A 22,530-nucleotide genomic window follows, 5' to 3' on the forward strand; every position below is an offset into this window, starting at 1 on the left:
CTAGCCAACCGGTACGGCGGGCTCACTGCGGACGGTGGCGGCGGAGGCGGTTCGGCGCGCCAGATTCCGCGCCGGCCACCAGAACCACCGACCCAGCAGCGCCACCAGCGACGGCACCACGAACGCCCGTACCACCAGAGTGTCGATCAACAACCCGACGGCGACGGTGGTGCCGACCTGGGCGATGCTGAGCACGCTGCTGGCCAGCAGCGCCAGCATGGTGATCCCGAAGACGATGCCCGCGGTGGTGACGACGCCGCCGGTACCGCCGAACGCGCGGATGATGCCGGTGCCGAGTCCCGCGCGTGCTTCGGATTTGATGCGCAGCGCCAGTAGCAGGTTGTAGTCGGCTCCCACCGCGATCAACGCGATGAACGCGATCGGCGCGACGGCCCAGTGCAGCGGTTGGTGCAGCAGATGCTGCCAGATCAGGACGCTGGCACCCAGCGCGGATGCGTAGGAGGCGACGACGGTTCCGACGACCACCAATCCGGCCACCGGACTGCGCAGCATGACCGTGACGATCAGGAAGATCAGCGCCAGCGCCGCTCCCACCAGCAGCATGGTGTCGCGGCCGACCGAGCGTTGCAGATCGGCCGTAGCCGGTCCGACGCCGGCCAGCTGGACGCCGGTCGGGGTCAGGGTCCCTTCCTTGGTGGCCTCCGTCACGGCGGCGCGCACCTGCTCGGCTCGCGCGGCGCCGGCGGCGCCCCACTCGTCGCCGTCGCCGTACACCAGCAGCAGGGTGGCGCGGCCATCGGCCGAAATCAGGTTGTTCAGCACCTCGCGGTAGCGCGGGTCGGACAGCGCCCGCTGCGGCAGGTAGAAACCCGACGCCGCGCTGCCCTGGAACGAGGTGTCGATCTCGGCGAGGTAATCGGTCAGTTGGCGCAGCTGCGGCCCCAGCGAGTCCCGTAGGCTCAGCAACTCGCGGGTGGCCGAACGTGCCTGCGACAGTGCGTCATTCATCGCGGTCACCGATTGCGGCAGTCCGGCCAGCGCGGTGGCGGCGGTGGTCGAGCCGCGGGTCAGCTTGGCGGCGCCGTCACCGATGCGCGTCGAAGTCTGCAGCAGCGAATCCATCGGTTGCAGCACGCGGTCGACGGTCGCGCACAACGGGTTCGCCGTGCAGTCCGGGGTCCGGGCCACGAAGTCGCGCAGCGGGTCCAAGAACCCGGACACGGTCGTCACCGAGCGCTGCACCCCGTCCACACCCACCCGCATATCCGTTGCAGCCGAGGACATGTCGGCCAGTCCGGCACTACCGCCGCGCAGTCCGCTGCCCATCCGCTCCACCGCCGCCTGCGTCTGCGCCAACGCGGAGTCCAGATCGGAGACGCGGGCCAGCCGCTCGGTCAGCGAGTCGACCGCCCGGCTGAACTGGCGGCCGAGCTCTCCGGCCTGATAGCTCAGCGTCGCCTGATCGGGCACCTTGCCGTCTGGCCGGCTCGCCGACTGCACCGAACGCACCCCCGGAACGGCCATGATCTGACGGCTGATCCGTTCGACCGCGATCAGACCGGCGGGGTTGCGCAGGTCATGGTCGGCCTGAATCGTGACGACGTCGGGCAACAGCGCGTTGCGGGCGAAGTGCTTGTCGGCCAACGTGTAACCGACGCTGGATTCGGCGTCGGACGGCGTGGCCGCGGGTTCGTTCCAGCCCACCCGCATGCTCGCCAACGGCAGCGCGGCCAGCATGATCAATGCGCCGGCGGTGGCCAGGACCGGTCCGGGCCAGCGCGCCACGCTGGTACCGACGCGGCGCCAGCGCCCGGCTGTCGTCGACAGCCGCGGTTCGAGCAACCCGCGGCGCACCGCCAGACCCATCAGCGCCGGCGTCAGGGTCAGCGCCGCCACCATGATCACCAGAATTCCTATCGCACAGGGTATTCCCGCGCTGCGGAACATCCCCACCTCGGCGAAGCCCAGGCAGGCCAGCGCCATCGAGATGGTCAGCGCCGATCCGATCACCACCGGCGCCACGGCACGATAGGCGCCGACGAGGGCCCGGCCCGGTGCTACCCCGGCGCGCCGGCCCTCGTGATAGCGGCCGACGAGGAAGATCGCGTAGTCGGTGCCGGCGCCGAGTGTCATGGCCGCCATCAGCGCCACCGAGAACAGCGAAACCTCAACGGCCCCCGCCGAACCCAGCGCCGCGACCACGGCGCGCGCCACGGCCAGCCCGAGACCCACCGACACCAGCGGGATTCCCGCCGCGATCGGCGATCGGTACACCACCAACAGCAGCACCAAGATGAGAACGACCGTCGCAGCGGTGATTCCGAGCATCTGCCGATCGATGGCGGCGAACTCGTCGACGATGGTCGCACCCGGACCCGTGACATGGACCGCCAGACCCGCCGGCGGAGACAACCCGGCCACGGTGCCGCGCAGCGAATACACCGAGTCCCGCGCCTGCGAGGTACCCAACATCCCGGCCAGCCGGACCATCAAGGTGACGGCGCGCCCGTCGCGGCTTTGCGCGCCGGCCGCCGTCGCCGGCTGTGACCACAGGTCGGTCACCGAATTCACATGCCGTGCATCCGATCTCAACGCGGCGGTCAGCGCACCGTAGAACTGGCGGTCCCGCGACGTCAGGTCACTGTTGCGTTCCAGCACAACGTAAACGAAGTTGTTGCTGGGTGTCTGCCCGAAGAGCTGCGCCGCGCGGGAAGCCGCCGTCGAGCTGGGCGCATCGGCCGGCATGAACGAGCGGGCGTGCGTGTCGACCACCCGCTCCAACTGCGGCACCAGCAGATTGCCGACGCCGGCCGCGACCACCCACAGCCCGACGACCAGGATCGCCGACGAACCGGTGAGCCGGGCCAGCAACCGCGACAGGAAGGTGTCGTCGTCACGCAACGGTCTGCCGATCCACCGTCGACCCATCGAACAGATCCAGTACACGCTGTTCACCGCCCGCCAGAACCCGCATCCGCAGCGATCGTCGGCCCGCGACGTCCAACAGCGCCCGCAACCCGGGTGCGGCGGCGGTCAGCTCGGCTCGGGCCTGCTCGGCGGTAATGCCCTCGTACTCCGCCTGATCCAGCTTCGCCGAGAGCATGGTGAACCAACGCTGGCGCAACGAGAGCAGCAGTCCCTCCTCGTCCCCGAACAGGCGGACCACCTCGGCGGCCCGGTCGGCATCGGCCAAGCGAGCCAACGCTTCCGACGGGTCGACTTCGGCGCCTTGAATCATGTCGGCCATGAAGGCCATGCGGTCATGCAACTGTGTCCATGTCATGAATCGAACGTACGAATGGCGACCCGGTTTGCGCGTCGTGCCGAAGTCCGGTTTCCTTCTCCTACCGCGGTAGGAGACCGGTACCGGCCTTCTTACGACCTCAGCATGATGTGTCCGCTCCTGCCCTCTTCTACGATGAGACGATGTCGCGCACCGCAACGAGTTTCCTGCGCGAGCTGCTGCGCCGACGGCAGCAGAAGATCCCGGTCGGCGTCACCTGGGCGTCGGTGGTCGTCACCGATGTGGCGTTGCTCCTCGGCGGCGTCCTCGCGACGGTGCAGCGGCCGGACGGCGACCTCCCGGTTGCGTTGGCCGCGTTGGCAATCGGATTGTCGCCGCTGTTCGTCTTCGTCTTCTTCGACACCAAGGTCAGCCCGGTGCTGATCGGGTTGTCCGCGTTGACGGCCACTGCGGTGTATCTGTTCGGCACGCAGACACCGGTTGCCTCGGACATCGCCCCGTCGCTCGTGGTGTTGATGGTGTTGGTCGTCACGACCTTGACGAACGCAGTCGGCGGCGGCCTCGCGTCGGGCGCGGCGGCTGCCCTGCTGCTGACCGCGGCGGCGCTGGGGCGCCTCGACGCCGTTGCCGTGTACCTGGTTTTCGTCGCCGGCGCCTGGGTGCTGGGCTACCTGATGAACATCCAGCGCATGCTGCTGGCCGAGCAGATCCGGGTCCAGCAGGTGATGGCCGAACACGCGGCAGCCGACGAACGTCGGCGTATCGCAAGGGAAGTGCACGATGTCATCGCCCATTCTCTGTCGATCACACTGCTGCACGTGACCGGCGCGCGCCGGGTGCTGCAGCAGGACCGCGACGTTGACGACGCGGTCGAGGCACTGGAACAGGCCGAACGGCTCGGCCGGCAGGCGATGGCCGACATCCGTCGCACGGTGGGTCTGCTGGACGGCGGCGGTCCGCTGCGCACCGCGCCCGAACCCGGCATCGACGACATCGGCGTACTCGTCGAGGATTTCGCGCGGGCCGGATTGGACGTCACGCTGAGTAGGGACGGGTCGACGCAGCAAGTGTCGGGGGCGGTCGGTCTGGCTCTGTATCGCATCGCCCAAGAGTCACTCGCCAACGTCGCCAAACACGCACCCGATTTGAAATCCACGGTCGAACTTCAGATCTCGGACCGGTCGGCCCTGCTTGCGGTGCACAATCGGCTGCCGGCCGCGGTGCCGACGGCGTCGCCCGACGGCCGCGGGCTGCGCGGCATGCGTCAACGGGTGGAATTGCTCGGCGGCGCAGTCGAAGCCGGTCCCACCCCGGACGGGTGGTCGGTGTACGCCGAGATCCCGTTGCAGGACGACGACGGCGGGTGGCGTCCGTGGTGGTGCCCGTCGAAGGGGATCGCGTGATCGAGGACGCGCCCGAAATCGCCGTGCTGCTCGTCGACGACCAGGACCTGGTGCGGTCGGGGCTGCGCCGGATCCTGCGACGCAAGGACGGTTTCGTCGTCGTCGGGGAATGCGCCGACGGGGACGAGGTGCCCGCCGCGGTGGTCCGGCACCGCCCCGACGTAATCGTGATGGACCTGCGGATGCGGCGGGTCGACGGCATCGAGGCGACCCGCAGGTTGGGCGGTTCACCGCCGGTGCTTGCGCTGACCACGTTCAACGAAGACGAACTGCTCTCCGGGGCGCTGCGGGCCGGCGCGGCCGGGTTCGTGCTGAAGGACTCTTCGGCCGAGGAGTTGATCCGCGCGGTGCGCGCGGTCGCCAAAGGCGACAGTTACCTGGATCCCGCGGTGACGTCGCGGGTACTGAACACCTACCGCAAGGCCGCCGCCGGACCGGTGAACAGTGACATCGGCGAACTCACCCCGCGCGAGCACGACGTACTGATCCTGATCGGAAAAGGAATGTCCAACAACGAGATCGCGGATGAGCTGTGCATCTCCGGGGTCACGGTCAAGAGCCACATCGGGCGGATCTTCGGCAAGCTCGATTTGCGCGACCGTGCCGCGGCCATCGTCTACGCCTACGACAACGGGTTGGTCGCACCGCGCTGAGGTACCTACATCCGGGGCCGATTGATCGTAAGTCGGGTCAGTTCTGCCAAGATTGTCGGGCGACGCAGCGACGGACATTCCACGGACGAGGTGATGCGACATGACGGACACCGCGACGGCGATCACCAACCTCATCTACACCTACGCCCAACTGCTGGACGCCGGTGACCTGGACGGGGTGGCCGGGCTGTTCGAGCACGGCCGCATCTGCGGAGTGGAGAACGGTCCACCCGAGACCGTGTTCACCGGCACCTCCGGGGTGCGTGGCATGTACGAGATGATGACTCGCATCTATGAGGACGGCACCCCGAAAACCAAGCACAACACCACCAACGTCCAACTCGACATCGACGAGGCGCAGGGCACCGCGCGCAGCACCTCCTACTACTGCGTCACGCAAGCCACCCCCGACTTGCCGTTGCAGGTGATCGTGACCGGGCACTACAAGGACACCTTCCAGCGCATCGACGGCGTCTGGTGGTTCGACAGCCGCACCATGTTCATCGACCAGGCCGGCGACCTGAGCCACCACCTGAAATTCTGAGCACGTGAACTCCCCCAATCCCTTTGCGCCGGAACCGATCCTGGCCGACGCCCAACGCAAGGAGTCGCTGACCGACTGGGGGCCGGGTGACTTCCGGGCGCCGCTGGATGTCCTGCTGACCGACTATGGCCGGGCCGAGCTGAACGTCGTCGGCACCCACATCCTGCGGTCGGGACTGGTGCACAGCCTGCGGATGCGGCTGCGCACCCAGGAGTGGATCCGTCGCCACCCGGAGATCCTGGACGAACGGATCGCGCCGCCGATCGTGGTGGTCGGCATGATGCGCAGCGGCACCACCCTGCTGCAACGACTGCTCGCCGCCGACCCGCGCTTCCTGTGCGCCTACGGCTGGGAGGTCGTCGAGGCCGCACCCAAACTCGACTACCGATTCGGCGGTACCGATCCCCGTGTCGCCATCAGCGCAGCGCGCGAAGCGAAAACCCGTGAACTGGCGCCGGAGTTGTTCACCATCCATCCGATGTATGCGCGGGAAGCCGAAGAGGAGATCGTGTTCCTGGCCGACGCGTTCTTGTCGCACGTCCCGGAATCCGGTGCGCACCTTCCGCATTACCGGTCCTGGCTCGACGGGCAGGACTTCACCCCCGCTTACGAATACCTGCACCGCATGTTGCAGTTCTTGCAGTGGCAGAAGCGGCAATGCGGTGTCACCGGCAAGCGCTGGGTGCTGAAATCGCCCGCGCACCTGGGCTATCTGGATCTGTTGTGCGCCCAGTTCGGCGGGGTGCACCTGGTCCACATGCACCGCGACCCGCGCACCACGATCGCCTCGGGTGCCGGGCTGAACGCGACCCTGCATGCCATGCACGCCGACACCGTCGACCTGCATCGCGTGGGCGCGCAATGGCTGCAACGGATGGGCTGGACCAACGATCGGGCCATGATGGTCCGCGCCGGCTGGGGCGACGCGGCGCCGGTCACCGACATCGGGTTCGACGCCGCGGTGGCCGACCCGATCGGGCAGGTGTCCCGGGTGTACGACGCCGTCGGCCTGCCGCTGACCGCTGAGGCCGAGGACGCGATGCGTCGCTGGCTGGTCGAGCGTCCGCGCGAGCCGGACCGTCCGCCGTACCGGCCAGCCGACTACGGGCTGGCCGATGAGCAGATCGACGAACGATTCACGTTGTACAACAACACTTTTCCAGAGTATGTCGGTAAGTCAGGAGCAACTCGTGGTTGATCATCCCGTGTCGACGGCATCCCAGCGTGAGCAGGAACTGGCCGCCCTGGATCTGATCGAACATCCCACCGTCAAGGCGGCGTACACGTCGGTGGCCGAAACCTGGCTCGGCCGGGCCAAAGCATCCGAGGCGATGCGAAAACGTTTCGACGACGCCTTCGCCGAGGTGATGTTCTCGGCCGCGGTGTGGTCCTCCAACCAGGACAAGCTGCGGCCCAAAGTCTCCTGCATCACCCGGCTGGGACACCCCGTCGACGGCCGCGACATCCCCGGATCCCGTTGGGGCATCGACAATCCCGACAGTGTGTACCGGGTGATCCCCATTTCCGGCGACGAGCGCTACGAGATCCACGGCCGGGTCGGTGAGCACCGCATGACCGAGAACTACTTCACGCTGTGGGACGCCAACATGGGCACCGTCGACGTGCTCAACGGCCGCACCATGCAGGTCGACTCCGACGGCAGCTTCACCATCACCGTCGACGCCGAACCCGCGAACGGCCGTCCCAACCATGTGCGCACTTCCCCTGCGGCGCACGAGTTCTACATCCGCGACGTGTTGCTGAACTGGGACCGTGACGACCCGAACTTCTTCGAGGTGCAGCGCCTGGGCGGCAACCCCGCCACCCCGCCCCGCTCCCTGGACGAGCAGGCGGACGCGACGGCGGCGATGATGGCGTACTTCGCCAACTTCACCGGCAAGCTCAGCCACGGCGTCTACAAGATGCCGGCCAATCAGTTCGACCTGGCCTGGTCGGCCGACAAGGACGGCGCGATGCGCAACCAGTTCTACGTGATGGGACGCTTCGACCTGGCTCCCGACGAGGCGTTCGTGGTCGACCTCAACGACGGTGGCGCCGAATACTTCACGGTGCCGCTGAGCAACATCTGGGGCACCACGCTCGACATCATCGACCGCACCGGCAGTCTCAACAAGGCGCAGTCGCATGCCAACGAGGACGGCACCTATACCTATGTGATCGCGCCGCAGGATCCGGGCGTGGCGAACTGGATCGACACCGACGGGTTGCGCGAAGCGATACTGACCCTGCGGATGGCCGAGTTCGGCGAACGGGGTCCGCGCGAGGGCCTCGGTGCGCACGGCCGGGTGGTGAAGCTGGACCGGCTCGACGCCGAGGTGCCGCACCTGCCGCGGGTGGACGGCGGGCAGCGGGCCGCCGAACTCGCCGAACGCCGCGCCGCCTATCTGCGGCGGCTACCGGAAGGAACGGTCTGAGATGGGTCGCTGGTTGGTGACCGGCTGCTCCACCGGTTTCGGACGCGAAATCGCCCGTGCGGCTTTGGAAGCCGGCCACAGCGTGGTGGTGACCGCGCGGCGGGCCGAGGCCGTGCAGGATTTCGTCGACGAGTTCGGTGATCGCGCACTGGCGGTCGGGCTCGACGTGACGGACGCCGCCCAGATCGCCGCGGCGGTGTCGGCGGCCGAGGAGGCGTTCGGCGGCATCGACGTGCTGGTCAACAACGCCGGTCACGGTTACCTGTCGGCGGTCGAAGAGGGCGAAGACGCCGAAGTACGAAAGTTGTTCGACGTCAACTACTTCGGCGCGGTCGACATGATCAAAGCGGTGCTGCCGGAAATGCGTGCCCGCGGCTCCGGGCACATCGTCAACATCTCCTCGATGACCGGCCTGGTCGCCAACCCGCCTAACGCCTACTACTCGTCGACCAAGTTCGCGCTGGAAGCCGTCACCGAGGCGCTGGCCACCGAGGTGAAGCCGTTGGGAATCAAGGTGACCGCCATCGAACCGGGCGCCTTCCGCACCGATTGGGCGTCGCGCTCGATGAAGGAGACCGGTAGCCCGATCGCCGACTACGTCGACGTGGCCGCCCGCAAGGACCTGATCAAGCAGTTCGCCGACCACCTGCCGGGGAATCCGCGCAAGGTCGCCGAGGCGGTGCTGATGGTGACCGAACTCGACGAACCGCCGCTACGGCTGCTGCTGGGCCGCGACGTGCTCAAGGCGATGCGCGACAAGATCGCCGCGATGTCGGCGTCGATCGAGGAATGGAAAGCCGTGACCAAGGACGTCACCTAGGGAGGCCGAGCAGACGCAAAAGCCCCTGATTTCGGCACGAAATCGGGGCTTTTGCGTCTGCTCGGCACAGCGGCGCTACGGCAGCCGCCAGTCGATGGGGTCGGCGTCCATGTCGGCGAGCAGCTTGTTGGCGCGACTGAACGGCCGCGACCCGAAGAACCCACGGGATGCCGACAACGGCGAGGGATGCGGAGATTCGATCGCGACGCACCTGCCCTCGGCCAGCATCGGTTTCAGCGTCGAGGCGTCTCGGCCCCACAGGATCGCCACCAACGGCTGCTCCCGTCGCACCAGCGCGCGAATCGCGCACTCCGTCACCGCTTCCCAGCCTTTGCCGCGATGCGACGCCGGGGTGCTGGGCCGCACGGTGAGCACCCTGTTCAGCAGCAACACCCCGCGTTGCGCCCACGGTGTCAGGTCACCGCACGACGGGCGCGGAAACCCCAGGTCGGCGGTGTACTCGTCGAAGATGTTGGACAGACTGCGCGGCAGCGGGCGCACGTCGGGAGCCACCGAGAAACTCAGGCCCACCGCGTGGCCGGGGGTCGGGTAGGGATCCTGCCCGACGATCAGCACCCGGACATCGTCGAACGGAAACGTGAAGGCGCGCAACACGTTCGGACCTGCGGGCAGATACTGTCGGCCGGCCGCGATCTCGGCACGCAGGAATTGCCCCAGCTGGGCCACCTGGTCGGTGACCGGCTGCAGGGCCGCCGCCCAACCCGGTTCGACGAGTTCGCTCAACGGGCGCGCGGTCACTGCAGTCCCTCCACCTTCTTATTTGATCCTGCGCTCAGGGTGCCGCAACACCGTCAGATGTAGCCCTGCACCGCGGAGTCGAAGTATTCCGGCGACTCATCACCCTAGAACGACTGCCAGCCCGCGTGCCCGTCCCACTCCCTGCCGTCGACCAGCACCCGCGCGGTCCCCTCCAGCACCCGCCCGATTGCCCGCCACCCGGCCGGCACCGCGCCGGGGAAGCACGCCACCAGAGCATGGTCTTCACCACCGCCGAGCACCCACGCCCACGGCTCGGCGCCGACGGCCGCCGCGGCATCGGCCACCGCGTCGCGGTCGGGTGCGAGCGCCTCGGTGGACAGCTCGAACCCCGTCCCGGATGCCTCGGCGACGTGCCGTAGATCGGCGATCAAACCGTCGGAGACGTCGATCATCGCCGTCGCACCGGCTGCCGCGGCCAGCGGTCCCTGCCCATACGGCGGTTGCGGCACCAGGTGCCGGCGCCGCAGGTCGTCGAATCGCTCGATTCCGTTGCGCACCAGCTCATATCCGGCGGCCGAGCGTCCCAGGTCACCGGCTGCCGCCAGCACCGAGCCGGCCTTGGCACCAGACCGCAGCACCGGCGCCCGGCCGTCGAGGTCTCCCAATACCGTCACCGACACCACCCACTGCGGACAGCTGACCAGATCCCCACCGGCGATGCCGGCACCTACCAGTTCGGCTTCCTCCCACATGCCGTCGACGAGCGCACTCACCTGGTCGGCCGGCGTCGTGCCCGGCGCCCCGAAGCCCACGACGAACGCGGTGGGGCGCGCCCCCATGGCCTCGATGTCGGCCGCGTTCTGGGCGATCGCCTTCCGGCCGATGTGGTAAGGGCTTGACCAGTCCAGCCGAAAGTGCCGGTCCTGCACCAACATGTCGGTCGACACGACGACGCGACCGTCACCAGCCGACACCACCGCCGCGTCGTCGCCAGGCCCGAGGGTGACGGCGGCGGGTTGACGACGGCCGCGGACCAGTCGCTCGATCACGCCGAACTCACCGAACTGCTCCAGCGTCGGGGATTTCTCCGATGCGTGCTCGCCCATGCCCCTCCTGCCGGCGCGTCCCTGGACCTCCGGACGCTCGTCGGACCCACGGTAAGTTGAATCTTGCGCCCGTTGGGGCCAAAAGCGTCAGTGTAGTAGTGCAATCCGTTCGGAGGTCATATGACAACCGGGCCCGATCCGGGCGGGCCGCCCCGTGGCGTGCTGATCGGCGCACTGCTGCTGGCCGTCGCCACAATCGCGGGCATCCTGATCTTCGCGGCCACCCGCCGCACCGCGCAGCAACCGGTCAGCATTCCGTCCGTGCCCGCGCCGCAGGCCTCCAGTTCCGCCTGCCAGTCCCTGAAGACGGCCCTGCCGCCCCGACTCGGGGATTATCAGCGCACCGCGGTCGCCGAGCCGGTGCCCGAGGGGGCCAGCGCCTGGCGATCCGCACCCGACACCGACCCGGTCATCGTGCGTTGTGGACTCGAGCGTCCGGACGACTTCGTGGTGGGCGCGCCGATCCAGGTCGTCGACCGCGTGCAGTGGTTCCAGGTCCAGACCGACGTGGCCGGGCCGGGCCAATCCACCTGGTACACGGTGGATCGTGCGGTGTATGTAGCGATGACGCTGCCCGCGGGATCCGGGCCGACCCCCATTCAAGACCTGTCCAGCGTCATCGACCGCACCATCGCCGCACAGCCGATCCAGCCGGGCGAGGCCCGGTAGCGGGCGGCTACCGCAGGCCCACACCTCGCGCCAAGGCGGTGTCCACCATGGTGGCCAACAAGGTCGGGTAGTCGACGCCGCTGGCCGCCCACATCCGCGGATACATCGAGATCTTGGTGAACCCTGGCATCGTGTTGATCTCGTTGATCACCGGGCCCTCGTCGGTCAGGAAAAAGTCCACCCGAGCCAGACCCTGACAATCGATGGCTGTGAAAGCTCGAACGGCCAACTGCCGCACCGCATCTGCGATGTCGTCGTCGACCTTGGCCGGCACGTCCAATTCGGCTGCGTCGTCGAGGTACTTGGTGGCGAAGTCGTAGAAGGAATCCTCGCGTCCGCGCACCCCAGCCACCCGGATCTCGCCCAGCGTGCTGGCTTCGATTGCGCCGTCCGGCTTTTCAAGCACGCCGCATTCCAGCTCGCGCCCGCTGATCGCGGCTTCCACGATGACCTTCGGGTCGTGGCGACGGGCCTGGGCGATGGCGTCGGGCAGCTGCTCCCAGCTCGACACCCGGCTGACGCCGATGGACGACCCGCCTCGTGCGGGTTTGACGAACGCGGGCAGGCCCAACCGTTCACGTTCCTCGGGCTCCAGGGTGTCCTGGGACGGGCGCAGCACGGCGTAGGCACCCACTGGAAGTCCTTCGGCGGCCAGCAGCTTCTTGGTGAACTCCTTGTCCATTCCGGCCGCACTGGCCAACACGCCCGCCCCGACGTAAGGCACACCGGCGAGTTCGAGCAACCCCTGGATGGTGCCGTCCTCGCCGTAGGGACCGTGCAGGACCGGGAACACCACGTCGACCTGCGTCAGCACTTTCACCGGATCTCCCGCGTCGCGAGTGGTGCCGGGCAGGGCCACCAGTTGCCCGCCGCGCTGCGGATTGGTCGACAACGCCAGCTCGGCGCCCGAGTCGGCGCTCACCTGCGGAAGTTGACGGTCGGTGATGGCCAGCGCGTCGGGGTCGCCGTCGGTGAGCACCCACGAGCCTTGCGGCGTGATGCCGATCGCGACGACCTCGAACCGCTGCGGGTCGAGGTTGCGCAGAATGCTGCCCGCAGACACGCAGGAGATGGCGTGCTCGTTGCTGCGCCCGCCGAAGACGACGGCAACGCGCACTCGGCTGGCAGTCACAACCTAGAGAGGCTACCGGTCGGGACGCGTGCGGGCCCTATTCGGGCTTTGTGCTGCGGCCCAGCAGCAGCGCGATCGCCTCGTTGACCGACAGACCCTTGTGACAGACCCGGTGCACGGCGTCGGTGAGCGGCATCTCCACGTCGTAGCTGGACGCCAGCGCCAGCACCGACTGGCACGACGTCACGCCTTCCACCACGTGCCCCTCCTTGCTGTGCAGCGCGGAGTAGATCGTGTCGCCGCGGCCCAGGCGCTCACCCAGCGAACGGTTTCGCGAGTAGGGCGAGGTACAGGTGGCCACCAGATCACCCACCCCGGCCAGACCCGCCAGGGTCGCGCCCTTGGCGCCCAAGGCCAGTCCCAGCCGCATGATCTCGGCCAGGCCCCGGGTGATGATCGCCGCGGTGGTGTTCTCGCCCAGCCCGACGCCGACCGCCATCCCGCAAGCCAGCGCGATGACGTTCTTGCACGCCCCACCTATCTCGGTCCCCACCACGTCGGAGTTGGTGTAGGGACGGAAATAGCCGCTGTTCAAGAAGCGTTGCAGCGCCACCGCACGCCCGGAGTCGCTGCACGCCACCACGGTCGCCGCCGGCTGGCCCTGGGCGATCTCGCTGGCCAGGTTGGGCCCCGAGATCACCGCCACTTGCGAGGCGTCCACTCCGGTGACCGAGACGATCACCTGGCTCATCCGCATCAACGTGTCCAGTTCGATGCCCTTGGCCAGGCTGACCAGCGTCGCGCCGTCGCGCCACAGTCCGTTCCAGTTTTCGAGGTTGGCCCGCATCGTCTGGGCCGGCACACCCAGCAGCACCGTCGTGGCACCGGAGAGGGCCTCTTCGGCGTCGGACGTGGCGCGAATTCCCGACGGCAACTGCGTATCCGGAAGATAGTCGGGATTGGACCGGGTGGTGTTGATCCGGTCGGCGACCTCGGCGCGCCGCGCCCACAACGTCACCTCTCCCCCGGCGTCGGCGAGCACCTTGGCCAATACGGTGCCCCAGGCACCGGCGCCCATCACCGCGACAGTTCCAGTGCCCGCCATCCGCTACCCCTCGTGTGTTGCCTACGCAGGCGACACCCTAAACGACCGGGCGGGCGTCACGCGACGCTCGGGCCCGACTCACCGAAACCGACAGGACTGACGCTGGCAGGATGACCGTATGGGCGGCACTGGGACTGACGGTGAAGTCGGTTTGATCATCGCCGTCAAACGGTTGGCCGCCGCCAAGACCAGGCTGGCTCCGGTGTTCTCGGCGCCGACCCGCGAAGCGGTGGTGCTCGCCATGCTGGTGGACACCCTGACCGCCGCGGCGCGGGTGAGTGCGTTGCACTCGATCACCGTGATCACCCCCGACGAGGAAGCCGCGGCCGCGGCGAGCGCCCTCGGGGCCGAGGTGCTGACCGACCCGACGCCCTCCGATGATCCTGACCCGCTGAACAGCGCCATCGGCGCCGCCGAACGTTCGATGACCATCGACATACCCAATCTTGTTGTGTTGCAGGGTGATTTACCTGCCCTGCAGACACCGGAACTCGCTGCGGCGATCTCGGCCGCCCGCGCCCATCGGCGTAGCTTCGTCGCCGACCGGGTCGGGACGGGGACCGCCGCACTCTGCGCGTTCGGGACACCGCTCGATCCCCGGTTCGGACCGGATTCCGCGGCGCGCCACCGTGATTCGGGCGCCGTCGAGCTGACCGGAGCATGGCCGGGTCTGCGCTGTGATGTCGACACACCCGCCGACCTGGCCGCCGCGCGGCAACTGGGCGTGGGGCCGGCGACCGCGCGTGCCATCGCGCATCGTTGATTCCGTCGGCTCCCCGCATATGGCGGGACGGTGAACGCCATGTGGATATAGCCGGACTGCTGGCAGCATCGCCGGGTGATAGGCGATGATCGCAGGGTGACCGACATCGACGCCAGCCCAGAGACAGCGGCACGCCCCGACGAGAACGTATGGCAGCCAGGCGACACCGCTCCCGGTGCGCTGCCGGCCGCGACAACCGCGGCGATCAGCGATTCGCTGCCCGAGGAGCGCTATCTCAATCGCGAATTGAGCTGGCTGGACTTCAATGCTCGCGTGCTCGCGCTGGCCGCCGACAACTCGATGCCGCTGCTGGAGCGAGCCAAATTCCTGGCGATCTTCGCGTCGAATCTCGACGAGTTCTACATGGTTCGGGTCGCCGGTCTGAAACGGCGCGACGAGATGGGCCTGTCGGTGCGCTCGGCCGACGGTTTGACGCCGCGCGAGCAACTGCGCCGCATCGGTGAGCAGACCCAGCACATCGCCAGCCGACATGCCCGGGTGTTCCTGGATGTGGTGCTGCCCGCGCTGGAAGAAGAAGGCATCTACATCGTCACGTGGGCCGACCTGGACGAGGCGGAATGCGACCAGTTGTCGACCTATTTCAACGAGCAGGTCTTCCCCGTCCTCACCCCGTTGGCCGTCGACCCCGCCCACCCGTTCCCATTCGTCAGTGGACTGAGCTTGAACCTGGCCGTCACCGTCAAGCAACCCGAAGACGGCACCCGGCATTTCGCCCGAGTCAAGGTGCCCGACAACGTCGATCGCTTCGTCGAACTCGAGCCCAAGCCGGGCGGCGACGGAGACGACCGGGTGGCCGTGCGGTTCTTGCCGATGGAGGAATTGATCGCGGCGTTCCTTCCGGTGCTCTTCCCGGGCATGGAAATCGTGGAACACCACGCGTTCCGGATCACCCGCAATGCCGACTTCGAGGTGGAAGAGGACCGCGACGAGGATCTCCTCCAGGCCCTCGAGCGGGAGTTGGCGCGCCGCCGGTTCGGTTCCCCGGTCCGGCTCGAAGTCGCCGACGACATGACCGAAAGCATGCTCGAACTGTTGCACCGCGAACTCGACGTGCATCCCGGCGACGTCATCGAAGTGCCTGGACTGCTGGATTTGTCGTCGCTGTGGCAGGTCTACGGCGTGGATCGGCCCGACCTCAAGGACCGCGCCTTCGTCCCCGCCACCCACCCGGCGTTCGCCGACCTGGAGACGACCAGGGGCATCTTCGCCACCCTGCGCGAAGGCGATGTGCTGGTGCATCATCCGTACGACTCGTTCTCCACCAGCGTGCAGCGATTCATCGAATCGGCCGCGGCCGACCCGCACGTGCTCGCGATCAAGCAGACGCTGTACCGCACCTCCGGTGATTCGCCGATCGTGCGTGCGCTGATCGACGCCGCCGAGGCCGGAAAGCAAGTCGTGGCAATGGTGGAGATCAAAGCCCGCTTCGACGAACAAGCCAACATCCGTTGGGCGCGAACGCTTGAGCAGGCGGGCGTGCACGTGGTCTACGGGTTCGTCGGGCTCAAGACGCACTGCAAGACCTGCCTGGTGGTGCGCCGCGAGGGTCCGATCATCCGGCGCTACTGCCATGTCGGCACGGGCAACTACAACGGCAAGACGGCACGGTTGTACGAAGACGTCGGTCTGCTCACCGCGGATCCCGACATCGGCGCCGACCTGACCGACCTGTTCAACACCCTGACGGGCTACTCGCGCAAGCTGGCCTATCGCAATTTGTTGGTGGCCCCGCAGGGGATTCGCACCGGCATCATCGAGCGCGTCGAGCGCGAGGTGGCCGCGCACCGCGAAGGTCGTGACGCCCGGATCCGGCTGAAGATGAACGCCCTTGTCGACGAACAGGTCATCGACGCGCTGTACCGCGCATCACAGGCAGGGGTACGGGTGGAAGTGGTGGTGCGCGGCATCTGCGCGCTGCGCCCCGGCACCGAAGGCTTCTCCGAGAACATCGTCGTGCGCTCGATTCTCGGCCGCTTCCTGGAACATTCGCGAATCCTGCACTTCAATGCGATCAACGAATTCTGGATCGGCAGCGCCGACATGATGCACCGCAATCTCGACCGTCGGGTCGAGGTCATGGCGCAGGTCAAGGATCCCAGGCTCACCGCGCAACTCGACGAATTGTTCGAGTCCGCATTGGATCCGTCCACCCGCTGTTGGGAACTCAACTCCGACGGTCAGTGGACGGCCTCGCCCCAGGAAGGTCGCAGCGTTCGCGATCACCAGGTCTCACTGATGGAACGACACCGCAGCCCCTGATCCCGCGGACGGTCTGCTACGGAGCCAGTCCACTGCCGCGCCACCTGTTCGAATTGACCTGCAGGAGTTGGAGTGTCGTCCCAGAACTCGTCTGCCCGCCGGGACCGGATCGTGTACGCCGCGGGCGCGGTGTTATGGCGGCCTGCCCACGGCTCGGGCAAGTCGGTCGAGATCGCAGTGATCCACCGGCCCCGCTATGACGATTGGTCGCTGCCCAAAGGCAAGCTGGACCCGGGTGAGACCGCCCCCGTCGCCGCGGTGCGCGAAATCCTGGAAGAAACCGGGCACCGCAGTCATCTGGGCAGGTGCCTCACCACCGTCACCTACCCCGTCGACCAACGTGTCAAAAAGGTGCACTACTGGGCCGCACGCAGCTTGGGCGGGACTTTCACACCCGGCGACGAGGTCGACGAACTGCTCTGGCTGCCGTTGTCGGCGGCCATGAAGAAGCTCGACTACCCGCCGGATCGAAAGGTCTTGCGGCGGTTCGCCAAACAACCGGCGGACACCAAGACGGTGTTGGTGGTGCGGCACGCCACCGCGGGAAGCAAGGCGCGCTTCCGTGGCGACGACACCAAACGGCCGCTGGACAAGAAGGGACGCGCCCAAGCCGAGGCGCTGGTGGCTCAACTGTCGGCGTTCGGCGCTACGCACGTCTACGCGGCCGACCGGGTGCGCTGTCACCAGACGGTGGAACCCCTCGCCGAGGAACTCGGGGTCACCATCCACAACGAGCCGCACCTCAGCGAAGAGGCCTACGCCAAGAACGCCAAACGCGGCCGGCAGCGGGTGTTGCAGATTGCCAAGCGGTCCGGCACACCGGTGATTTGCACGCAGGGCAAGGTGATTCCGGATCTGATCAGTTGGTGGTGCGAACGCGACGGGGTCCGTCCGGACAAGTCACGCAACCACAAGGGCAGTACCTGGGTGCTGTCGCTGTCAGGCGGCCGGCTCATCGCAGCCGACCACATCGAAGGCGCGCTGCCCCCTAACATGCGGGCCTGACGCACAAATTCCCTCCGGGGGGCATCGCTGCCGCCCGAAGGGAATTCGCGTTAGGAACTACTTGCGGCCGCGCCGCGTCGACGTAGCCTTCTTGGCCGGAGCCTTCTTGGCCGGAGCCTTGCTTGCGGCCTTCTTGGCCGGAGCCTTGGTCGCAGCCTTGCGAGCCGGCGTCTTGGTGGCGGCCTTCTTGGCCGGAGCCTTGCTTGCGGCCTTCTTGGCCGGAGCCTTCGTGGCCGCCTTCTTGGCCGGAGCCTTGCTTGCCGCCTTCTTGGCCGGAGCCTTCGTGGCCGCCTTCTTGGCCGGAGCCTTGCTTGCCGCCTTCTTGGCCGGAGCCTTCGACGCCGACTTCTTGGCCGGAGCTCTCTTGGCCGCGGTCTTCTTCGCCGCGCCACCGACCACGCCGCGCTTCACCGCGGGGCCGTCAGACGGGAGCTTTTGTGCGCCAGACACAACCGCTTTGAATTGGGCGCCCGGACGGAACGCCGGTACCGAGGTGGGCTTCACCTTCACAGTCTCGCCGGTGCGTGGATTGCGGGCCACGCGAGCCGCGCGGCGACGCTGCTCGAAGACACCGAAGCCGGTGATGGTCACGCTCTCGCCCTTGTGAACCGCACGCACAATCGTGTCGACGACATTCTCCACGGCGGCGGTCGCCTGCCGGCGGTCTGAGCCCAATTTCTGTGTGAGCACATCTATGAGCTCTGCTTTGTTCATCCAACCCTCCGAAGCCAGTGGTCCTCGATTAGGAACCGACTAGAGGACACGGTAAACCCTCAGCTGGCAAATTGCCAAGAGCCACGCGCAATTTCAGGTCGCGCATCTTCGCAAAGGGGCCGAATTTTCGGAATCCGATTGCCGCCCTTGACCGGTGGCGCGAGCGCGAATTTGCCTTGCCTTACTGGCTGACTCGGCGGCAATTCCGCGTCGCGGGGCCGGGTCAGGAGACTGGCAAAGTGCTTGGTTTCCAGGAGGGACGAGCCGCCTCGAAATTCTGGATTTCGTCGAGTTTTCGCAGCGTAAGGGCTATATCGTCAAGACCTTCGAGCAGTCGCCACGCGGTGTAATCGTCAATCCTGAACGGCAACACCGTCGTTCCCGCGGTGATAATTCGATCTTCAAGATTGACAGTGACTTCCAGCCCCGGACTCTGCTCGATCAGCTTCCAGAGCAGTTCGACTCCGTCTTGGTCGACTTCGGCCGCCAGTAGACCCGCCTTGCCGGCGTTGCCGCGAAAAATGTCGCCGAAGCGGGAGGAGATAACTACTCGGAATCCGTAGTCCATGAGCGCCCAGACCGCATGTTCGCGAGAGGATCCGGTGCCGAAATCGGGGCCAGCAACCAAGACTGAGCCGCGGTCAAAGGGGCTGAGGTTGAGCACGAATGACGGATCCGAGCGCCAACTCGCGAACAAACCGTCGTCGAATCCAGTTCGGGTGACGCGTTTGAGAAAGACCGCCGGGATGATCTGGTCGGTGTCGACATTCGACCGTCGCAGCGGAACACCGATACCGGTGTGGGTGTGAAAGGCTTCCATGTCTTTTCCTAATTCTCAGCGTGAAATCAATTCAAGTCGGCCGGTGCGGCGAGCGTGCCGCGGACCGCGGTGGCCGCGGCAACCGCGGGAGATACCAAGTGCGTGCGGCCGCCCTTGCCCTGTCGCCCTTCGAAATTGCGATTGGACGTCGCGGCGCAACGTTCGCCCGGCGCAAGCTGATCGGGGTTCATTCCCAAGCACATCGAGCAGCCCGCCTGCCGCCATTCGGCACCGGCGGCGGTGAAGATCTCCCCCAGGCCTTCGGCTTCGGCTTGGGCCCGTACCCGCATCGAGCCGGGAACCACCAGCATGCGCACCCCGGGCGCCACCTTGCGTTCCCGCAACACCTCGGCGACGACCCGCAGGTCTTCGATGCGACCGTTGGTGCAGGACCCGACGAACACCGCGTCGACCGCGATGTCGCGCATGGCCGTTCCGGGCCGAAGGTCCATGTACGCCAACGCTTTCTCCGCCGCCTGGCGCTCGGCGTCGTCGGTCATCAACTCCGGGTCGGGCACGGCCGCGGCCAGCGGCACACCTTGGCCCGGGTTGGTGCCCCAGGTCACGAACGGGCTCAACGAGGTCGCGTCGAGATAGACCTCGGTGTCGAAGACCGCACCCGGGTCGGTGCGCAACTGCTGCCAATAGGCCAGCGCGGCGTCCCAGTCGGCTCCCGTCGGCGCGTGCGGACGGCCGCGCAGGAATTCGTAGGTCGTCTCGTCGGGAGCCACCATGCCGGCCCGGGCACCGGCTTCGATGCTCATGTTGCAGACCGTCATCCGGCCTTCCATGGACAGCGATTCGATGGCGCTGCCGCGGTATTCGATGACATAGCCCTGGCCGCCCCCGGTTCCGATCTTGGCGATCAGCGCCAGAATGATGTCCTTGGCGCTGACCCCCGGGGGCAACTGGCCGTCGACGTTGACCGCCATCGTCTTGAACGGCCGCAGCGGCAACGTCTGCGTAGCGAGCACGTGCTCCACCTCAGATGTGCCGATGCCCATGGCAATTGAGCCGAACGCGCCGTGGGTCGACGTGTGACTGTCACCACACACGATCGTCATGCCCGGCTGGGTGAGGCCCAGTTGTGGTCCGACGACGTGCACGATGCCCTGCTCGATATCGCCCATCGGGTATAGGCGGACACCGAATTCGGCGCAGTTGCGCCGCAACGTCTCCACCTGGGTCCGCGACACCAGATCCGCGATCGGCTTGTCGATGTCGACGGTCGGGACGTTGTGATCCTCGGTGGCGATCGTCAGGTCGGTCCGCCGTACCGGACGCCCGGCCAATCGCAGCCCGTCGAAAGCCTGTGGGCTGGTGACCTCGTGCACCAGATGCAGGTCGACGTAGATCAGGTCCGGCCCGGTGCCTTCGCCGGACACGACCACATGGTCGTCCCAGACCTTTTCCGCCAACGTGCGCGGTCGCTCCGCCATCTCAACCTCGATTCACTCATCCGCGGCTCGCCGATCATTGGGCTGGTGATCTCACAATGCGAGACGCTAGTATCTCTCTGTGAGACAGCATAGCGGCATCGGCGTCCTCGACAAAGCCGTCGGCATCCTGCACCAGATCGCGGAATCCCCGTGTGGGCTGGCCGAACTGTGCGACCGGACGGGTCTGCCCAGGGCGACGACCTACCGACTGGCGGCGGCCCTGGAGGTGCACCGGTTGCTGGCACGCGACGAGGAAGGTCGCTGGCGATTGGGACCCGCGGTGACCGAACTCGCTGCGCGCGTCAACGACCCGCTGCTGGCCGCGAGCGCGGTCGTGCTGGCACAGTTGCGCGAAACCACCGGTGAGAGCGTGCAGTTGTACCGTCGTGAAGGTACGTCGCGGGTCTGTATCGCCGCGCTGGAACCGCCTGCGGGCCTTCGCGATACCGTGCCGATCGGGGCGCGCCTACCGATGACGGCCGGGTCGGGGGCCAAGGTATTACTGGCGCATAGCGACGGGGCCACCCAGAAAGCCGTGTTGCCGGACGCGAAGTTCAGCGAGCGGGTGCTGGCCGAGGTGCGTAAACGCGGCTGGGCGCAGAGCGTGGCCGAACGCGAGCCCGGTGTGGCCAGCGTGTCGGCACCGGTGCGCGACGGTCGAGGCGTTGTCGTTGCAGCGATTTCGGTCTCCGGCCCCATAGACCGGATGGGCCGGCGACCGGGTGAGCGTTGGGCGGCCGACCTGTTGGCCGCGGCCGAGGAGCTGGCGCGGCGTGTGTGAGGGTGGGTGCCGAACGGCATTCCGGGCGGGTAATTCGCGAAAGATCCGCCCTCAGTTCGGTGTCGGCGGCCTCATTGCAGGCTCGCCGCAGGCTCCCCGCGACCACCTGACACACTGACGCCCATGGGAACCAATCAGCGCGCGAGCATCGTCATGTCCTCCGATGAAATCGCCGACTTCGTCACCAACAGCCGCACCGGCACGCTGGCCACCATCGGTCGCGACGGCCAGCCGCACCTGACGGCGATGTGGTACGGGGTCGTGGACGGTGAGATCTGGCTGGAGACCAAAGCCAAATCGCAGAAGGCGGTCAACCTCAAGCGGGATCCGCGAGTGAGTTTCCTGATCGAAGACGGTGACACCTACGACACGCTGCGCGGGGTCTCCTTCGAGGGCGTGGCCGAGATCGTCGACGATCCCGAGACCTCGCACCGGGTCGGCGTCAGTGTGTGGGAGCGCTACACCGGCCCGTACACCGACGAGATGAAGCCGTTCGTCGAGCAGATGATGAACAAGCGCGTCTGTGTGCGCATCGTCAGCCGTCGCACCCGATCCTGGGACCACCGCAAGCTGGGGATGGCCCCGATGCCGCTGGGCGGCTCGACCGCGCCCGCCGCGGACTGACGAGCAGACGCAAAATCCCCCTGTTTCGCACCGAAAAGGGGGATTTTGCGTCTGCTCGGCATTTGTAGCCCCGATGGGATTCGAACCCACGCTACCGCCGTGAGAGGGCGGCGTCCTAGGCCGCTAGACGACGGGGCCAGACACGATCCGGAGTGTCAGCATAGCCGAACCCGGAAAGCCTACCTAATCATTCGATCGGGTGACGCTTTGCTGGGGTACCAGGACTCGAACCTAGAATGGCTGAACCAGAATCAGCTGTGTTGCCAATTACACCATACCCCATTGGCCGCCTAAAACCGCTGCTCAGAGCCCGTTTTCGGGTTGGTGCCCGGTCGCGGAACCGCTGAGATCAGTCGTTGAAGACCTTTTGAA

21 protein-coding genes and 2 tRNA genes are annotated in these 22,530 nt (G+C 67.1%); 12 read left to right on the forward strand and 11 right to left on the reverse strand.

What is annotated here, in order from left to right; translation table 11 throughout:
- Together AC5Y46_RS07700 and AC5Y46_RS07705 are read right to left on the reverse strand one after the other, a co-directional pair.
- Positions 1-2,889 (reverse strand): MMPL/RND family transporter, encoded by a 2,889-nt coding sequence (locus tag AC5Y46_RS07700; protein WP_499942066.1) that lies wholly within the window; start codon positions 2,887-2,889, stop codon positions 1-3.
- Positions 2,855-3,244, reverse strand: coding sequence for a hypothetical protein (locus AC5Y46_RS07705; protein WP_499942064.1), 390 nt, complete (start codon positions 3,242-3,244; stop codon positions 2,855-2,857). The genes AC5Y46_RS07700 and AC5Y46_RS07705 overlap by 35 nt, the downstream gene beginning before the upstream one ends.
- A gap of 143 nt (positions 3,245-3,387) precedes the next feature.
- Between AC5Y46_RS07705 and AC5Y46_RS07710 the strand changes: the two genes are divergently transcribed.
- The 6 genes from AC5Y46_RS07710 (at position 3,388) to AC5Y46_RS07735 (ending at position 9,060) form a co-directional block, all read left to right on the forward strand.
- The gene (locus tag AC5Y46_RS07710) at positions 3,388-4,608 is read left to right on the forward strand and encodes a sensor histidine kinase (protein ID WP_499990582.1); all 1,221 of its coding nucleotides are present in this window, start codon (positions 3,388-3,390) and stop codon (positions 4,606-4,608) included.
- Complete coding sequence (locus AC5Y46_RS07715) at positions 4,605-5,261, forward strand: response regulator transcription factor (RefSeq protein WP_499942061.1); 657 nt, start codon at positions 4,605-4,607, stop codon at positions 5,259-5,261. The genes AC5Y46_RS07710 and AC5Y46_RS07715 overlap by 4 nt, the downstream gene beginning before the upstream one ends.
- Before the next feature lie 100 nt (positions 5,262-5,361).
- The gene (locus tag AC5Y46_RS07720; protein WP_499942059.1) at positions 5,362-5,805 is read left to right on the forward strand and encodes a nuclear transport factor 2 family protein; all 444 of its coding nucleotides are present in this window, start codon (positions 5,362-5,364) and stop codon (positions 5,803-5,805) included.
- A gap of 4 nt (positions 5,806-5,809) precedes the next feature.
- Entirely contained in the window at positions 5,810-7,003 is a 1,194-nt protein-coding gene (locus AC5Y46_RS07725; protein ID WP_499942056.1) for a sulfotransferase family protein, read from the forward strand.
- A complete protein-coding gene (locus AC5Y46_RS07730; protein WP_499990585.1) occupies positions 6,972-8,240 on the forward strand; it encodes a DUF1214 domain-containing protein in 1,269 nt (422 codons plus the stop codon). The genes AC5Y46_RS07725 and AC5Y46_RS07730 overlap by 32 nt, the downstream gene beginning before the upstream one ends.
- 1 nt (position 8,241) lies before the next feature.
- Positions 8,242-9,060 (forward strand): oxidoreductase, encoded by an 819-nt coding sequence (locus AC5Y46_RS07735; RefSeq protein WP_499942053.1) that lies wholly within the window; start codon positions 8,242-8,244, stop codon positions 9,058-9,060.
- A gap of 75 nt (positions 9,061-9,135) precedes the next feature.
- Here AC5Y46_RS07735 and AC5Y46_RS07740 read toward each other — a convergent pair whose 3' ends face one another.
- Both AC5Y46_RS07740 and AC5Y46_RS07745 read right to left on the reverse strand, forming a co-directional pair.
- Positions 9,136-9,819 carry a uracil-DNA glycosylase gene (locus tag AC5Y46_RS07740; protein ID WP_499942051.1) on the reverse strand — a complete coding sequence of 228 codons (684 nt, stop codon included), beginning with the start codon at positions 9,817-9,819 and terminating at the stop codon, positions 9,136-9,138.
- Between the two features lie 104 nt (positions 9,820-9,923).
- A complete protein-coding gene (locus AC5Y46_RS07745; protein ID WP_499942049.1) occupies positions 9,924-10,886 on the reverse strand; it encodes a thiamine-phosphate kinase in 963 nt (320 codons plus the stop codon).
- A 120-nt stretch (positions 10,887-11,006) separates the two neighbouring features.
- Here AC5Y46_RS07745 and AC5Y46_RS07750 point away from each other — a divergent pair, with 120 nt between their 5' ends.
- Positions 11,007-11,555, forward strand: a complete 549-nt coding sequence (locus tag AC5Y46_RS07750; RefSeq protein ID WP_499942047.1) for a DUF3515 domain-containing protein — start codon at positions 11,007-11,009, stop codon at positions 11,553-11,555.
- A gap of 7 nt (positions 11,556-11,562) precedes the next feature.
- On the opposite strand, the gene AC5Y46_RS07755 is transcribed toward AC5Y46_RS07750, so the two are convergent.
- Together AC5Y46_RS07755 and AC5Y46_RS07760 are read right to left on the reverse strand one after the other, a co-directional pair.
- A complete protein-coding gene (locus tag AC5Y46_RS07755) occupies positions 11,563-12,687 on the reverse strand; it encodes a D-alanine--D-alanine ligase family protein (RefSeq protein ID WP_499942045.1) in 1,125 nt (374 codons plus the stop codon).
- A gap of 37 nt (positions 12,688-12,724) precedes the next feature.
- A complete protein-coding gene (locus tag AC5Y46_RS07760; protein ID WP_499942044.1) occupies positions 12,725-13,732 on the reverse strand; it encodes an NAD(P)H-dependent glycerol-3-phosphate dehydrogenase in 1,008 nt (335 codons plus the stop codon).
- Between the two features lie 118 nt (positions 13,733-13,850).
- Here AC5Y46_RS07760 and cofC point away from each other — a divergent pair, with 118 nt between their 5' ends.
- The 3 genes from cofC (at position 13,851) to mutT1 (ending at position 17,780) form a co-directional block, all read left to right on the forward strand.
- Entirely contained in the window at positions 13,851-14,495 is a 645-nt protein-coding gene (gene cofC, locus AC5Y46_RS07765) for a 2-phospho-L-lactate guanylyltransferase (protein ID WP_499942042.1), read from the forward strand.
- A 75-nt stretch (positions 14,496-14,570) separates the two neighbouring features.
- Positions 14,571-16,775 carry an RNA degradosome polyphosphate kinase gene (locus AC5Y46_RS07770; protein ID WP_499942041.1) on the forward strand — a complete coding sequence of 735 codons (2,205 nt, stop codon included), beginning with the start codon at positions 14,571-14,573 and terminating at the stop codon, positions 16,773-16,775.
- A gap of 72 nt (positions 16,776-16,847) precedes the next feature.
- Positions 16,848-17,780 (forward strand): 8-oxo-(d)GTP phosphatase MutT1, encoded by a 933-nt coding sequence (gene mutT1 / locus AC5Y46_RS07775; protein WP_499942039.1) that lies wholly within the window; start codon positions 16,848-16,850, stop codon positions 17,778-17,780.
- Positions 17,781-17,837: 57 nt separating this feature from the next.
- On the opposite strand, the gene AC5Y46_RS07780 is transcribed toward mutT1, so the two are convergent.
- The 3 genes from AC5Y46_RS07780 to leuC form a co-directional block, all read right to left on the reverse strand.
- Positions 17,838-18,494 carry an HU family DNA-binding protein gene (locus AC5Y46_RS07780; protein ID WP_499942037.1) on the reverse strand — a complete coding sequence of 219 codons (657 nt, stop codon included), beginning with the start codon at positions 18,492-18,494 and terminating at the stop codon, positions 17,838-17,840.
- 223 nt (positions 18,495-18,717) lie between these two features.
- Entirely contained in the window at positions 18,718-19,314 is a 597-nt protein-coding gene (leuD, locus tag AC5Y46_RS07785; RefSeq protein WP_499942035.1) for a 3-isopropylmalate dehydratase small subunit, read from the reverse strand.
- A gap of 26 nt (positions 19,315-19,340) precedes the next feature.
- Positions 19,341-20,753: a 3-isopropylmalate dehydratase large subunit gene (gene leuC, locus AC5Y46_RS07790; RefSeq protein ID WP_499942034.1), complete on the reverse strand. Its 1,413-nt coding sequence runs from the start codon at positions 20,751-20,753 to the stop codon at positions 19,341-19,343.
- A gap of 79 nt (positions 20,754-20,832) precedes the next feature.
- On the opposite strand from leuC, the gene AC5Y46_RS07795 reads away from it, so the two are divergent.
- Both AC5Y46_RS07795 and AC5Y46_RS07800 read left to right on the forward strand, forming a co-directional pair.
- Entirely contained in the window at positions 20,833-21,534 is a 702-nt protein-coding gene (locus AC5Y46_RS07795; RefSeq protein ID WP_499942032.1) for an IclR family transcriptional regulator, read from the forward strand.
- Between the two features lie 123 nt (positions 21,535-21,657).
- Positions 21,658-22,158, forward strand: coding sequence for a PPOX class F420-dependent oxidoreductase (locus AC5Y46_RS07800; RefSeq protein ID WP_499942030.1), 501 nt, complete (start codon positions 21,658-21,660; stop codon positions 22,156-22,158).
- A 65-nt stretch (positions 22,159-22,223) separates the two neighbouring features.
- On the opposite strand, the gene AC5Y46_RS07805 is transcribed toward AC5Y46_RS07800, so the two are convergent.
- Positions 22,224-22,296: transfer RNA gene (locus tag AC5Y46_RS07805), tRNA-Glu, on the reverse strand.
- 72 nt (positions 22,297-22,368) lie between these two features.
- A tRNA-Gln gene (locus AC5Y46_RS07810) sits at positions 22,369-22,440 on the reverse strand.
- Positions 22,441-22,530 lie beyond the last annotated feature (90 nt).

Source organism: Mycobacterium sp. NGS59 (genome assembly GCF_059812345.1).